This window comes from Pseudomonas sp. 37 R 15, from assembly GCF_900004865.1.
GTDB classification, from domain to species: Bacteria; Pseudomonadota; Gammaproteobacteria; order Pseudomonadales; family Pseudomonadaceae; genus Aquipseudomonas; species Aquipseudomonas fluorescens_AM.
Window position 1 is genome coordinate 106,673 of sequence record NZ_CVTV01000049.1, and the last position, 15,022, is coordinate 121,694.

10 protein-coding genes are annotated in these 15,022 nt (G+C 60.9%); 5 read left to right on the forward strand and 5 right to left on the reverse strand.

The window, feature by feature from the left end:
- Positions 1 to 19 precede the first annotated feature (19 nt).
- A complete protein-coding gene (locus tag BFQ04_RS15940) occupies positions 20 to 1,018 on the reverse strand; it encodes a class I SAM-dependent methyltransferase (RefSeq protein ID WP_065951634.1) in 999 nt (332 codons plus the stop codon).
- Positions 1,019 to 1,045: 27 nt separating this feature from the next.
- Positions 1,046 to 2,014, reverse strand: coding sequence for a 2-hydroxyacid dehydrogenase (locus tag BFQ04_RS15945; protein ID WP_065951635.1), 969 nt, complete (start codon positions 2,012 to 2,014; stop codon positions 1,046 to 1,048).
- An 84-nt stretch (positions 2,015 to 2,098) separates the two neighbouring features.
- Here BFQ04_RS15945 and BFQ04_RS15950 point away from each other — a divergent pair, with 84 nt between their 5' ends.
- Positions 2,099 to 2,731, forward strand: a complete 633-nt coding sequence (locus tag BFQ04_RS15950) for a LysE family translocator (protein WP_065951636.1) — start codon at positions 2,099 to 2,101, stop codon at positions 2,729 to 2,731.
- Between the two features lie 95 nt (positions 2,732 to 2,826).
- On the opposite strand, the gene BFQ04_RS15955 is transcribed toward BFQ04_RS15950, so the two are convergent.
- Complete coding sequence (locus BFQ04_RS15955; RefSeq protein ID WP_065951637.1) at positions 2,827 to 3,894, reverse strand: hypothetical protein; 1,068 nt, start codon at positions 3,892 to 3,894, stop codon at positions 2,827 to 2,829.
- Positions 3,887 to 5,926, reverse strand: a complete 2,040-nt coding sequence (locus BFQ04_RS15960; RefSeq protein ID WP_065951638.1) for a lipase family protein — start codon at positions 5,924 to 5,926, stop codon at positions 3,887 to 3,889. Before BFQ04_RS15960 ends, BFQ04_RS15955 begins: the two co-directional genes overlap by 8 nt.
- Positions 5,927 to 6,179: 253 nt before the next feature.
- Here BFQ04_RS15960 and BFQ04_RS15965 point away from each other — a divergent pair, with 253 nt between their 5' ends.
- From BFQ04_RS15965 to BFQ04_RS15980, 4 genes are all read left to right on the forward strand, one after another.
- Entirely contained in the window at positions 6,180 to 7,862 is a 1,683-nt protein-coding gene (locus tag BFQ04_RS15965; protein WP_065951639.1) for a fatty acid--CoA ligase, read from the forward strand.
- Positions 7,863 to 8,196: 334 nt separating this feature from the next.
- Positions 8,197 to 10,056, forward strand: coding sequence for a DUF1302 domain-containing protein (locus tag BFQ04_RS15970; protein WP_065951640.1), 1,860 nt, complete (start codon positions 8,197 to 8,199; stop codon positions 10,054 to 10,056).
- Positions 10,057 to 10,098: 42 nt separating this feature from the next.
- Positions 10,099 to 11,463 carry a DUF1329 domain-containing protein gene (locus tag BFQ04_RS15975; protein WP_065951641.1) on the forward strand — a complete coding sequence of 455 codons (1,365 nt, stop codon included), beginning with the start codon at positions 10,099 to 10,101 and terminating at the stop codon, positions 11,461 to 11,463.
- A 251-nt stretch (positions 11,464 to 11,714) separates the two neighbouring features.
- Entirely contained in the window at positions 11,715 to 14,444 is a 2,730-nt protein-coding gene (locus BFQ04_RS15980; protein WP_065951642.1) for a LuxR C-terminal-related transcriptional regulator, read from the forward strand.
- A 9-nt stretch (positions 14,445 to 14,453) separates the two neighbouring features.
- Here the strand turns inward: BFQ04_RS15980 and BFQ04_RS15985 are convergent, their stop codons facing one another.
- Positions 14,454 to 15,014, reverse strand: coding sequence for a PqiC family protein (locus tag BFQ04_RS15985; protein WP_065951643.1), 561 nt, complete (start codon positions 15,012 to 15,014; stop codon positions 14,454 to 14,456).
- Positions 15,015 to 15,022: the final 8 nt, after the last annotated feature.

Consider the following 15,022-nt stretch of genomic DNA (forward strand, 5'->3'; position numbering starts at 1 on the left):
CTTCTTTTTCAAAAGCCCGTCAGGGACGCTTGGCCCGGTAGATGCGAAAACCATTGCCCTCGGCCTTGATCGCGCAGATGCCCAGGTGCTCTTCGATCAGCGGCTGGTATTTCAGGAAGCTATTGGCAACCAGACGCAGTTCGCCGCCTTTTGCCAGATGTTTGCCTGCTTTTCGCAGCAGATTTTCCGTAGCGAAGTAATCCGTGTGCACCCCGACATGGAACGGCGGGTTGCTTAAAATCGCGTTCAAGCCCATCGGCGCGGCGTCGATGCCGTCACCGGTCAACACGTCCGCTTGCAGGCCATTGGCTGCCAGGGTCAGGCGACTGCTGGCGGCGGCGAAGGCGTCCACATCAAGCAGGGTCACGCTGTTGTGCGGGTAGCGACGTTTTACCGCAGCTCCCAATACGCCGGCGCCGCAACCAAAGTCGAGCAAATGCCCGCTGGGCAGCTTGTCCAGGTGTTCCAGCAACAGTTCGGTGCCACGGTCCAGGCGACCATGGCTGAACACGCCCGGCAGGCTCACCACCTTGAGCGGCCCGTCGACCAGCGGTACCTCGAAGGTCTGCGCCAGGCTATCCAGGTCGGGCGCCTGCGGCGCGTTGCCCACGGTGACCTGCCAGAGCTGGCAGTGCCGCGCGTTATCCAGCTTGCGCGGTTTGCCGAAGGGGATCATCTGCTTGGCGGCGCTTTCGATGCCGGCCTTTTTCTCGCCCACCAGGAACAGCTCGGCGCCGGGCAGGCGCGCGGCCACGGCGTTGAGCAGGTAGTCAGTGAGGTCTTTGGACTTGGGCAGGAAAATCACCGCTGCATCGAATGCGCGCTCGGGCACAGTCACGCCGAACTGGCTGCGCTCGGGAAAACGCGCCTCCAGCGCCGCCTGATCGCCGGCATGCCAGCTCCAGCCGTGGGCATTGGGCAGGCGGCCGAGCAAATCGTCGGCAGGCAAACCAACCAGCAGCAGGTTGCCTTGAAAAAGTTCGGCCTGGCGAAGCAGTACTTCACTGCGCGGATCCATGGTCTGCTCCTTGAAAAGGGGCGCAGTTTAACAACTCACGACGCGCAGCGGGGCGCCGCTGAAAAAGCCTCGGGCGTTTTCCGTCAACTGGCCGACGATGCGCTGGCGCGCTTCGCGACTGCCCCAGGCGTTGTGTGGAGTGACGATCAGCCGAGGAATATCACCGGCCAGCAGTGGGTTGCCATCGACCGGTGGCTCCACGCTCAATACATCGGTGGCCGCGCCGCCCAGGTGGCCGTTGCGCAATGCATCCGCCAGGGCCTGTTCGTTGATCAAGCCGCCGCGTGCGGTGTTGACCACGAAAGCGCCGGGCTTGAGCAGAGCCAGTTCGCGTGCGCCAATAAAGTCACGGGTGTGCTCGTTGAGCGGGCAGTGCAAGGTCAGCGCATCGACCTGCCCGAGCAGTTCATCCAACGGCACGCGGTCGGCGCGGGCAGGGCGCCCGGGAATCGCGCCCAGCACCACGCGCATGCCGAAGGCTTCAGCCAGACGTGCCACGGCGCTGCCCAGTTCGCCATGGCCGAGCAGGCCTAAAGTCTTACCCTCAAGCTCGACAATCGGATAGTCCAGCAGGCAGAACTGCCGGGCTTGCTGCCACTTGCCCGCGGCCACATCGCGCTGATAGTCCTTCAAGCGCGTGGCCAGATTCAGCAGCAGCATGATCGTGTGCTGCGCCACCGAGGGTGTGCCGTAGCCCTGGCAGTTGCTCACGGTGATGCCCCGGGCGCGGGCGGCCTGCAGATCAATGTTGTTGGTGCCGGTGGCCGACACCAGGATCAGCTTGAGCTCGGGGCAGGCCGCCAGGATCTCGGCGCTGAGCGGGACTTTGTTACTGATGGCGACTTGGGCACCCTGCAAGCGTTCGAGCAGATTCTGCGGCGTGGTCTGCTCGAACAGCTGCAGCTCGCTGAAGCAGTCACGCAACCCGCTGAGGTCGAGGTCGCCGAGGTCCAGGGAGGGGTGATCGAGGAAGACGGCGCGGCGCTTGTTCATCATCAACTGTACCTTTTGCGGCGGGGTTCGAAGGCGTAATCTGTTGAGCCTATCAGATGAAATAATCCGTTACTTAATGGAGTGAGCATGTACGTCGCCGAGTTTTTGACCGTGGCCTTGATTCACTTGTTGGCGGTGGCCAGCCCAGGGCCGGACTTCGCCGTAGTGGTGCGTGAAAGCGTGACCCATGGCCGTCGCGCCGGCACGTGGACTGCGCTGGGCGTTGGTTCGGCGATTTTCCTCCACGTCGGTTACTCGTTACTGGGCATTGGTTTGATCGTGTCCCAATCCATCGTGCTGTTCAATGCACTGAAATGGGCGGCAGCGGCGTACCTGCTGTATATCGGCTTCAAGGCGCTGCGCGCGCAGCCGGCCAAGCCGCCAGTGGAAGGCGAGCTGCAGCGCGAGGCGGGCGAGCGCACCCCACGTGGCGCGTTTACCGCAGGTTTCGTAACCAACGGCTTGAATCCCAAGGCCACGCTGTTTTTCCTGTCGTTGTTCACGGTGGTGATCAACCCGCACACACCGCTGGCGGTGCAGGCCGGTTACGGTGTTTACCTCGCGGTAGCGACGGCGCTGTGGTTTTGCCTGGTGGCCATGCTGTTCAGCCAGCAGCGCGTGCGCGCCGGGTTTGCGAAGATGGGGCATTGGTTTGATCGCACCATGGGGGCGGTGCTGATTGCGATTGGCGTGAAGTTGGCGTTCACGAGCATGAAGTGAGTCGAGCTCTTTTTCGATAGGTTCATGGTGGAATAGGGTGTTGTTCTTGGCGGAATCAACGGCCTCGCCAACCGAACTCGGCAGGGCGGACATCCTCACTTCCATACCGGGAACTCAACTTCGCGTAAGGGGTGAAAACTGCTCGGCAAGGGTTTCGTGAGCCCCTCACTTGTTGTTCTCTCCCGGTACATTCGCCCGTTAGCCCCCACCACTTGATAGTCATACACTGGCAGTGCATTACCCCATTCGTCCACAATGAGGCACTGACCGAATCCAGGTTTATCAGGGGAGGGAATCCACTCAGGTAATAGTCGTGGGCGACGGTCCGGACATTTGTAGTAATGCCAAACCGATAAACATTCGCGGGCGCGTCCTGTGCGCAGACTTTGTAGTTTCCAGAAGTCTGGTTGCGACTGACGTTCCTCTACGACACTCCCGTCGGGATACGTGAATTTGGTGTGGCTACCCTCTTTTTTCTCTTTTGGTTGAGTGGAGTAAATCGCGAAGTCCGAATGCAGAATGGGTTCGAAAAAGACCCGGCGAGCTTTTAGCGCTTGATACTTGAGATATATATGACCCTCGCCGGCCAAGCTGATGTATTTCTTATAGCCACCAAGAAAAGATTCACTTATCCACGGGTAATAATCCTTCTTGATCGTCAGATCACCATCAACCTTGAAATCAGCTCCTCCCCGTGGTGAGTTGTTGTAGTCAAATATCACGACCACTCCGCCGCCGCCGCCAGCGGTCACGTTCTCGCCAAACCGCGTCGGATCTGCATAAACCACACCAAAGGTCACATTCGCCAGATGCCAGCGACACGCGCCACCGCCATCTTTCGGGAGTTCCACTTGGTAGAGGTCGCTCTCACCTTGACGCTCCAGTTCCTTGTAAACCGAATGGTGCCCATCCCGTTCGATGCGTTGGCCGCTGGCTCCAAGGCTGACGCTCTTACAGATGGCCGAGCGATACATCACCCACATGGTTTCGGTTTTGAGTTCCTGAGGCAGTTTCACGGTGACGGTTATTTTTTCGCTGTTGGCAGGCGGTGCCAGGCTGTAGTCCTGACGGCAGCCGCTGAGGCTGATGAACAGCACGCATACGACAGTGAATAGTCGCAGAAACCTGGTTCCGACCTTGCGCGTTTTGATCGGCTTAACCATAGGTTTTCTCGTAATAGGCATCTGGGTCGGCAATGGCGTTAAAGCGCTGCAGCGCCTCGGCGCCGCCCTCCATTTGCTGGGTGATATGCAGGGCTTGGTCCAGCAGGCCTTGCAAGTGGAGAAACACGCGGCTGCGGGCCAGTTCGTCCCCATGAATGCTTCCGTGGTATTCCTTTATCTGTTGTTCGAACTTGCGCCTTGCTATTTGTCGTTGCAGTAACGGATCGCGCTCGGCGTCAATCGATTCCAGTAATTGGTTGTGGATATAGGGTTGGTACTGCGACATGTAGTGATCACAAAGACGCGGCATTCGCCACGTCGTAGGGAGGCCGTAGCGCGGGAAGAGTCGGGCCTTGCTCTCGGCGGTCAGGGAGGTATTCAGGCGCTGCGTGGCCTGCTCGGCCTGCTGGTCACTGTCCTCGCACAGGCTCGGGACCAAATACAACTTGGCTTTTACCGGCAACCGGTAGGCGATTGTGCTGCTATAAGGCGAACCATCGGGTTTGCGGTAAGCGGGGTAGGGAGTGAAATTGTGTTGCTTGTGTTGTTCGGCCCGGAGAAACAGGGCGATCTCACCGTGATGGCTGTACGGGTCTTCATGTTTGAACAGTGCGCTGGAAGCGGCTTGCCGTAGCGACCAACTAAACCCCGCCAGGAGGCCCATAGGGCCGTAGATGTCATACAGGTAGTTGTCCAGCGCGGCCTCGGGGGGCACGCGGGGGATGGCGTCCATGTCATTGACATGGCGAAAGTGCCATAGGTCGCTCAGGAACTGCACGGCGTGGAGAGTGAAGGTGCGGGGCGTGCCGAAGGTGTAGAGCAGAGGGTTATAGTCTCTCAGCGAGGCAGCGTGGATGAGGCCGAGTGCGCCGCCCAAGCTATGGCCGCAGATGAATAACTTTCTGTTGAGAGCCTTTTCCGAAATCATCTTGCCCAACTCAGCCGCATATATCCTTCTCGCCACCTCAAAGGCGTCGCGAAACCCAAGATGCACACTGCCCACAGCAGTAAGGCCAGGACAAGGAACCTTAGGCTCGCAAATCGCAGCAATCTCCGGTTTCACAGGGCGAAAGGTCGCATCGGTAATTAAATCCGCGAGCCCCTCCATCTCAGTACCGCGCCAAGCCACCAAAACCTGAGCAGCACTGATAGCGTAAAACAGCTGAGTGTGACCTTCCGGTGGGTCTGCCTTGGCAGTGTCCAGGGGTTCAGCCGTCACATAACGATCACTAAAGGGCACATCCGTCACCACACAAGGCCATACCTGGCCGTTATCCCAAACCCGAGGTGTGCGCGATAAATCCAGGCATTGCTGCCCGAAAAACTGCTTGACGGAACCCAACTCGCGTTCATCCTCCTTGCTATACGCAAGAATACTCATCAACCCCAAGTTGTAGGCATTGACCAGGCTGTAGTCGGGCTGATGGTGCAGCACCAAAGACCAGGCGCGAAAAGGGCAGACTTCCAGCACATGGCGACGGTCCAGTTCATCATCACGGACGGTGAAGCCGCTATAGCTCGGGTCCGGAAAGTGAAAGGCGGGAGGCCGCTTGGTATCTGACTCGGTAGGGTTAAGAGTCGGCAGCTTGTCACTTAATTGCCCGATACGCAGATAGTGATATCCGTGCCCGGCAGCCAGTGCCTGCGTCTCAATCGGCGAAAAGCCTGAGCGTTGCGAGCCATACAACGGCGTATGATCCCCGGCAATCGGTCGGGGCGGCTCGGCACGTTCGGCACGCAAGCGACGGGTTTGCAGTTGCTCAGCCAGCGGGTCGGCCTGCATCGACAGCGTGATAGGCAACGGATGCAAACCGTCGATGCGTATCACGCCTTGCGCATCGCTAAGGCCTACGAACTCGGGCATCAACCCCTCGCGAGTGGCCTCGTTCACCGCCCGATAAGGCAAATTCGCCAGGGGCTCGCCTTGCTCATCCAGCAACTGGAATTCAATCCAATGCTGTTTCTGTTTGCCGACAATAATATCTTTGTACGGATTCAGAGTGTCGGTGCGATGTATGGGGTCGTTATGCATGGCAGTCCTTAGCAGTGGATATGGCGAAAAACCAAAGCGTAAAGAGTTGCTATCGGTGACGAATGTCGGAAGGTTCGCTTTTCAAAGCAGGTGCCTTCCTGATCTGAAGGCATATGGAGAAGCGGCGATAATGGCGCAAAGCTAGCATTCGCTCAGGTCTGCAAATCATTCCTTTGGCTGATTTGGTTGAAACATAACGTCTCTACAGTGCAGGTCTTCACGCCAAGACCGCGCAGTCATAAAAGGGATTCGTATGTTGCAGACCCGTGTTATCCCACCCGCCGAAGGCGCTTACCAATACCCGCTGTTGATCAAACGCCTGTTGATGTCCGGGACGCGCTACGAGAAGACCCGCGAAATCATCTACCGCGACAAGCTGCGCTACACCTATCCGACCTTGATCGAGCGCGTCGCGCGCCTGGCCAATGTACTGACCGAAGCCGGGGTCAAGGCCGGTGACACGGTGGCGGTGATGGACTGGGACAGCCATCGTTACCTGGAGTGCATGTTCGCCATCCCGATGATCGGCGCGGTGATCCATACCATCAACGTGCGCCTGTCGCCGGAACAGATCCTCTACACCATGAACCACGCCGACGACCGCTTTGTGCTGGTCAACAGCGAGTTCGTGGGGCTTTACCAGGCGATCGCCGGGCAGCTCACCAGCGTCGCCAAGACCTTGCTGATCACCGACGGCGACAGCAAGACGGCCGACCTGCCCAACCTGGTGGGCGAGTACGAAACCCTGCTGGCGGCGGCAAGCCCGACGTACCACTTCGAGGATTTCGACGAAAATTCCGTCGCCACCACCTTCTACACCACCGGCACCACCGGCAATCCCAAGGGCGTGTATTTCACCCACCGCCAGTTGGTGCTGCACACCATCGGTGTGGCGACCATCATGGGCAGCGTTGACAGCGTGCGTTTGCTGGGCACCAACGACGTGTACATGCCCATCACACCGATGTTCCACGTGCACGCCTGGGGCCTGCCCTATGTGGCGACCATGCTCGGTTTGAAGCAGGTCTACCCCGGCCGCTACGACCCCGAATACCTGGTGGAGCTATGGCGCAAGGAAAAGGTCACCTTTTCCCACTGTGTGCCGACCATCCTGCAAATGGTGCTCAATGCCAAGGCCGCCCAGGACGTGGATTTCGGCGGTTGGAAAATCGTCATCGGCGGCAGCGCGCTCAACCGTTCGCTGTACGAAGCCGCCAAGGCCCGTGGCATCCAGTTGACGGCCGCGTACGGTATGTCCGAGACCGGGCCGCTGGTGTCCTGTGCCCACCTCAACGCCGAGCTGATGGCCGGCAGCGAAGACGAACGCACCACCTATCGCATCAAGGCCGGGGTGCCCGGGCCGCTGGTGGAAGCGGCGATCATGGACACCGACGGCAACTTCTTGCCTGCCGACGGCGAATCTCAGGGTGAGCTGGTACTGCGCGCGCCCTGGCTTACCGAGGGTTATTACAACGAGCCGCAAAAGGGCGCCGAGCTGTGGGCCGGTGGCTGGATGCACACCGGTGATGTCGCCACCCTGGACGCGTTCGGCGTGATCGATATCCGTGACCGCATCAAGGATGTGATCAAGACCGGAGGCGAGTGGATCTCCTCCCTGGCCCTGGAAGACCTGGTCAGCCGCCACCCGGCGGTACGCGAAGTAGCGGTGGTGGGGATTGCCGACCCGCAGTGGGGTGAGCGCCCGTTTGCCCTCTTGGTGTTGCGTGATGGCCATGTGATAGGGGCTCGTGAGCTCAAGGAACACCTCAAGCCCTTCGTTGAGCTGGGCCATTTGAGCAAGTGGGCGATTCCGAGCCAGATTGCGGTTGTTACGGAAATTCCCAAGACCAGCGTCGGCAAGCTCGACAAAAAACGTATCCGTATCGACATCATCGAGTGGCAGGCCAACAACAGCACCTTCCTGTCGACCCTCTGACGCCGCGTGCCGTGCCCGTTCGCGGGCGGCAATGCTCTATCTCAGGCCTTTACTTGTGATTTGCCGAATTTCAGCCATCCTTGCCGCGTCGACCTTCGTCGGCGTGGCGAAAGGGTTGGGGCAGACGGGTTGGTGATGCAAATCACACTTTAGAGGGATCAAGCACTACCCCCTGCTGGCTATAGTCCCTTCCAGAGTTTTTCGTGGATGTTGCGCTTCGGGTGAGGGTGGCCCGGTTGTCGCTCGGCATTGGAATCGTTGTATCCCGGCCGTTACATGCATCCTCCGAAAGAGCTCACTGCCATAACAATAAAATGCACATGGAGTAGCGTCGATGACCTCAGTAAACCAGTTCTGGCGCCGGGCACGTCTGCCCCTGGCCGTCAGTCTCGCTTCTACGCTCGCCGGGCCCGCATTCGGCGTCAGTTTCAACATTGGTGAAATCGAAGGGAGTTTCGACTCATCCCTGTCGGTAGGCGCCAGTTGGAGCACGTCCAAGGCCAATCGTGACCTGATCGGTGCCAACAACGGCGGCAGGGGCCTGTCCCAGACCTCCGACGACGGGCACCTGAACTTCAAGCGCGGAGAAACCTTTTCGAAGATCTTCAAGGGCATCCACGACCTGGAACTGAAGTACGGCGACACCGGTGTGTTTGTGCGTGGCAAGTACTGGTACGACTTTGAACTCAAGGACGAAAGCCGTCCGTTCAAGGACATCAGCGACAACAACCGCAAGGAAGGCGCCAAGTCCTCCGGCGGGCAGATCCTCGATGCGTTCGTCTACCACAACTACTCGATCGCCGATGCGCCGGGTTCCGTGCGTTTCGGCAAGCAGGTGGTGAGCTGGGGCGAAAGTACCTTCATTGGCGGCGGTATCAACTCCATCAACCCGATCGACGTCTCGGCGTTTCGTCGTCCGGGGGCCGAGATCAAGGAAGGCCTGATTCCGGTCAACATGTTCTACGTGTCCCAGACCCTCACCGACAACCTGTCGGCCGAGGCGTTTTACCAGTTGGAATGGGACCAGACCGTCACCGACAACTGCGGCACCTTCTTCTCGCAGCCGGACGTGATTTCCGACGGCTGCAGCAACAACCTGCGAGTACTGAACAAGCGCTCGACCATCCCTGCCGCAGCGCTGCCGACCCTGGGCGCGCTGGGTGTGGACGTCAACAGCGAAGGCGTACTCGTGCGCCGTGGCCCGGACCGTGATGCCCGCGACAGCGGCCAGTTCGGCGTGGCCATGCACTATAACTTCGAGCCGCTGGACACCGAATTCGGCGCTTACTTCATGAACTACCACAGCCGTGCGCCGATCTTCAGCGCACAGGGCGCGCCATCGGCGGCCTACACCCGTCCGTTGGGGCCGCTGGGGGCATTGCGTCCGCTGATCGTGGCGGGCAGTTCGAACTACTTCGTCGAGTACCCGGAAGATATCCGCCTCTACGGCCTGAGCTTCTCCACCACCTTGCCCACCGGCACCGCCTGGAGCGGTGAGTTGAGCTACCGGCCGAATGCGCCGGTGCAGTTGAGCACCACCGACATTCTGTTCGCCGGGGTGACGCCGATCCCGGGCTTTGGCAATGCGTCCGTGCTCAAGGGCTCGCCGGGCCAGGACCTGCATGGTTACAACCGCAAGGAAGTGACCCAGTTCCAGACCACTTTCACGCACTTCTTCGACCAGGTGATGGGCGCCAGCCGCCTGACCACCGTCGGTGAAATCGGCGTGACCCATGTGGGCGGCCTCGAAAGCAAATCCCAGGCCCGCTATGGCCGCGACCCGGTATTTGGTCCCGGCACCTTGCCAGGCGGGTTCTGCAACGCCCTCAACAACTCGACCGCAACCGGTGCCGGCCTGCCCAACGCAGCCGGCCTGAACACCAACTGCAATAACGACGGCTACACCACTGCAACGTCCTGGGGCTACCGCGCCCGTGCCATCTGGGAATACCCGGACGTGTTCGCCGGCGTCAATCTCAAGCCCAACGTAGCTTGGTCCCATGACGTCAAAGGTTACTCGCCAGGCCCTGGCGGCAACTTCGAAGAAGGGCGCAAGGCGGTCAGCCTGGGCCTGGATGCCGAATACCAGAACACCTACACCGCGAGCCTGGCCTACACCAACTTCTTTGGTGGCAAGTTCAGCACCGTGGATGACCGCGACTTTGTCGCGTTGAGCTTTGGCGCCAACTTCTAAGCACGCTCTTTTCAAGTGGTATGTATTCAGGAAGTCCAGAACATGAAAATAACTAAAAGTCTGTTGCACGTGGGTGTGCTTGGGCTGTCGATCCTGGCGAGCAACGTCATGGCGGCAGTGTCGGCGGATGAAGCCGCCAAGCTGGGCACCACCCTGACCCCGATGGGCGCCGAAATGGCCGGGAACGCGGCCGGCACCATTCCCAAATGGTCACCGATGCCGGTTAACGCAGGGGCGGTGGATGCCAAGGGTTTCCTGGCCAACCCTTATGCCAGCGAACAACCGCAGTTCACTATCACCGCGCAGAACGTCGAGCAATACAAAGACAAACTGGCCCCCGGGCAGTACGCGATGTTCAAGCGTTACCCGGACAGCTTCAAGATGCCGGTGTACGCTACCCATCGCGGCGCCACGGTGCCGGCTGACGTGTTCGCGTCCATCAAGAAGAACGCCACCACGACCAACCTGGTGTCCGGCGGCAACGGCCTGGAAAACTTCGAGACGGCGGTGCCGTTCCCGATTCCGAAAAGCGGCGTCGAGGTGATCTGGAACCACATCACCCGATATCGCGGCGGCAGCGTCACCCGTCTGGTGACCCAGGCCACCCCGCAAACCAATGGTTCCTACAGCCTGGTGTACTTTCGCGATCAGTTCGTGTTCCGCGACAAAATGAAGGACTTCGACCCGAAAAACCCTGGCAACGTGCTGTTCTACTTCAAGCAGCAAGTCACCGCTCCGGCGCGTCTGGCCGGTGGTGTGCTGCTGGTTCACGAGACCCTGGACCAGGTCAAGGAACCGCGTTCGGCGTGGGTCTACAACGCCGGGCAGCGCCGCGTGCGTCGGGCGCCGCAGGTTTCCTATGACGGGCCGGGTACGGCCGCCGATGGCCTGCGCACCTCCGACAACCTCGACATGTACAACGGCGCGCCGGACCGCTACGACTGGAAACTGGAAGGCAAGAAGGAAATCTACATCGCCTCCAACAGCTACAAGATCGACGATCCGAAGTTGAAATACGCCGACATCATCAAGGCCGGCCACGTCAACCAGGACCTGACGCGCTACGAGCTGCGCCGCGTCTGGCATGTGGTCGCCACCTTGAAGGAAGGTCAGCGTCACATCTATGCCAAACGTGACTTCTACATTGACGAGGACACCTGGCAAGCAGCGGTGATCGACCATTACGACGGCCGTGGCCAACTGTGGCGCGTTGCCGAAGCCCATGCCGAGAACTACTACGACAAGCAAGTACCGTGGTACGCCCTGGAAACCCTCTACGATCTGCAATCCGGCCGCTACCTGGCCCTGGGCATGAAGAACGAAGAGAAGCAGGCGTATGACTTCGGCTTCACCGCCACCACCAGCGACTTCACCCCGGCAGCGCTGCGCCAGGACGGCGTTCGCTAACCTGCGCTGATACCCCCATGTGGGAGGGGGCTTGCCCCCGATGGCGGCGCGACAGTCGATGCATGTATTGACTGATCCACCGCCATCGGGAGCAAGCCCCCTCCCACATTTTGTTTGGGGTGTCTGTAGGGATATTTTTTGTCGCAGTTCTTTTTCAGACAATTGTTGCAAAGATCTACAATCGCGCCGCTTTTACCGCTAGTCTGCGCACATCTGCAGTGCCGACAACAGCCTTCTACAAGAGCCCGGCGATGACTGATCTGTCCCGAATCCAGGGGCCTGCCGGCGCGGTGATTCCGAGCGTGGAAGGCCGTTTCTACAGGCCGCCGCTGCCTGACGGCTACGTGCTGCGCCCACGCCTGTGCGAGCGCCTGGGCGCCGGCCTGGGAGGGCGACTGTTGCTGGTCAGCGCGCCGGCGGGATTCGGCAAGAGTTCCCTGGCGGTCGAGTTCTGCCAGAGCCTGCCGGCCCACTGGCAAAACCTGTGGCTGGGCCTGAGCCCACGGGACAACGATCCTGGCCGTTTTCTCGAACGCCTGCTCGAAGGCTTGCGCGAGTATTTCCCGCACCTCGGCGCCCAGTCCCTGGGCCTGCTGAAAATGCGTCAGCGTCACCAACCCTTCGCCTTTGAAGAATGGCTCGATGGCCTGCTCGATGAGCTGACGGTGCACTTATCCGTCCAGGCACCACTGTTGCTCGTACTCGATGACTACCATTTGGCCCAGGGCCCGGTGCTGGACCGTTGCCTGCAGTTTTTCCTCAATCATTTGCCCGATGGCCTGGTGATGCTGGTCACCAGCCGCCAGCGTCCGGACTGGCATCTGGCACGCCTGCGCCTGTCGCGGCACCTGCTGGAATTGCATGAGCACGACCTGCGCCTGACCCATGACGAATCCCTGGCCGTGCTGCACCGGCACAGCAGTTTGCTGCGCGGTGAGGCCCTGGAGAACCTGATACGTCGCAGTGAGGGGTGGGTCGCCGGCCTGCGCTTCTGGTTGCTGGCAGCCTCCGAAGCCGGCAGCGACGGTGCCTTGCCCCAAGGCCTGAACGGCGGCGAAGGACTGATTCGCGATTATTTGCTGGAAGAAGTGATCGACTGCCTGCCTGCACAAGTCCAGGCGTTTCTGTACGACACCGCGCCCCAGGAGCGCTTTTGCAGCGAGCTGTGCGACGCAGTCCGTGAGGCCCACGACAGCCCGGAAATCCTGCGCTACCTGCAAGCCCATCAGGTATTTCTGGTGCCGTTGGATGAACACGGTCGCTGGTACCGTTATCACCATTTGTTTTCCGACCTGCTGCGCGCGCGCCGCGAGAAGAGCGCCACGTTACCCCTGGCCAGTCTGCACCTGCGCGCCTGTCGCTGGTTCAACGCCCAGGGCTTGATCGATGAGGCGGTGGAGCAGGCGCTGCGGGCCGGTCACCTGGATGTGGCAGCGAACCTGGTGCAGAACCTGTCAGAGGAGCAGCTGCTGGCGGAACAGAATGTCGGCATGTTGCTGCGCTGGAAAATGGACTTGCCCGACAGCCTGTTGATCAGCACACCGCGCTTGATCGTGCTCTACAGCTGGGCGCTGGGGCTGGCGTGCCAGTTGGACGCGGCGCAGGAATTATCCAGCTACCTCAGTCGCTTCCTGCCGGCGCCGTCGGCCACCGCGCAGAAATCCATGCTGGCCCAATGGCTGGCACTGAGCGGGATCATCGCCCGTGGGCGTGGGGACCGCGAATTGACCCAGCGCTATTGCAGCGAGGCCCTGGAAAGCCTGCCGCATAAGCGTTATGGCCAGCGCCTGATGTGCCTGTCGACCTTGTCTAACCTGGCGATTGTCGATGCCGATCTGTGGCGCGCCCGTGGCCTGAATCGCGAGTCCCTGGAGTTGGCGCAGCGTGTCGGTAATCCGCTGTTCGAAGCCCTGGCCCATTACGACCGCGCCCGGGTGCTGCAGGCGCGGGGTGAGGTCCTGCGTGCCCTGGACGAAGTGCGCCAGGGCCTGCAGCGCCTGCACGGGCTGGCGGCTCAGCGGCTGTATGCCGTGCGTGCGCGATTGTCGCTCTATGAAGGCTACCTGTTGCTGTTGCGTTACCAGTCCGAAGCCGGCCTTGCGCGGTTGCGGGCCGGCCTGACTGAGGCGCGCGCCTGCCGGGATATCAGCGTGCTGATCGGGCATTGTGTGATCGCCAGCTTCGAAGGCCGGCGTGGCGATTTTTCCACCGCCTTTGCCGAGCTGGCCGAGGCTGAACGCTTGATGCATATCTGGGACGTGCCGCCGATCTACTACCTGGCGATGATCACCCTGATCAAATGCGAGCTGTGGCTGGCCCAGGGCCGTACCGACCTGGCCGAGGCCTGGCTGGCCCGGCTGGGACAGACCTACACCGGTGAGCAGGCTGCCGCCGCACCGGAGTTTCACCCGCACTTGCCGCAACATGTGGAGCTGCAACAGGCCGCGCTGGATGTCATTCGCCATCAGCCCGACAAGGCGCTGCAACGGCTTGAGGACCTGGCGCAACAGGCGCTCGATAGCGGGCGCCAGATGATTGCCCTGATCGCCCTGGCCCAGCAGGCGCAGGTGCTGCTGGCGTGTGGTCAGGAAGCCAAGGCGGGGCTGGTGCTGGCCCGCGCCCTTGAAGCCGGCGCGGGGGGCGCACTGCAACCGTTCCAGCGGTTGCTGGAGCAATACCCGCAGTGGATGCGCGAGCAGTTGGGCAAGCATCCGCACGTTCCGCTGAATCAGGCCTTGCTGGCGCTGCTACCGGCCGTCACCTGTGTCGAGAGCGCGCCTCATCATGAGACCCTGAGCTCACGGGAACTGGCGGTACTGCAACTGATCGCCCAGGGCTGTTCAAACCAGGAGATCAGCAACCAGTTGTTCATTTCCCTGCACACCGTGAAAACCCACGCCAGCCATATCAACAGCAAGCTCGGCGTGGAGCGCCGTACTCAGGCGGTGGCGCGGGCCAAGTCGATGGGGCTGCTGGGCTGATTGAACCGCTCATTGCGCGCGCGGGCACTGCGTCAGGGACGAGCCTGCGGCGCTGTTGATCAGCGCGGCGAAGCGCTTGAGGTTGTTCTGGTGCGCCACTACCACGTCATCGATGCTCGGGCCGGCGGGTGACTGTAAGGTCGAGCGGCAGGTCAGCCCAGGGCGATCACCACCGCCGACCGGCCTGAGGCGCCAACGCACGTCGAGCAGCGCGTAGTGCCCAGGCACCGAGTCAAAGCGCTGCACCTCGACACGCAACGACACGGCTTGTCGGGCATCGCTGCTGGCCAACTGGTCCACCAGCGCACTCCTCAGCTCATCGGCGAGGCTCGCCGCCCACCACTGGGTTTCCAGAATCGCCAGGCCGCTGTCGCCCTCGCGGATCACGATCTGCGCACGGTCGACCTGAGGCGGCACACTGATGCTTTCAATGCGTATTCCACCGGCATCCGCGCGCGTGGCGTTACTCCAGTGCGCCGGGGTCAGGGTGTGGAATGCAATCGGCTCGCTGCGGCACGCCGCGAGCAGCAAGAGGGCGGTCACCCAGGTGATTTTCAACGGCAACGTCATGGCGGCTC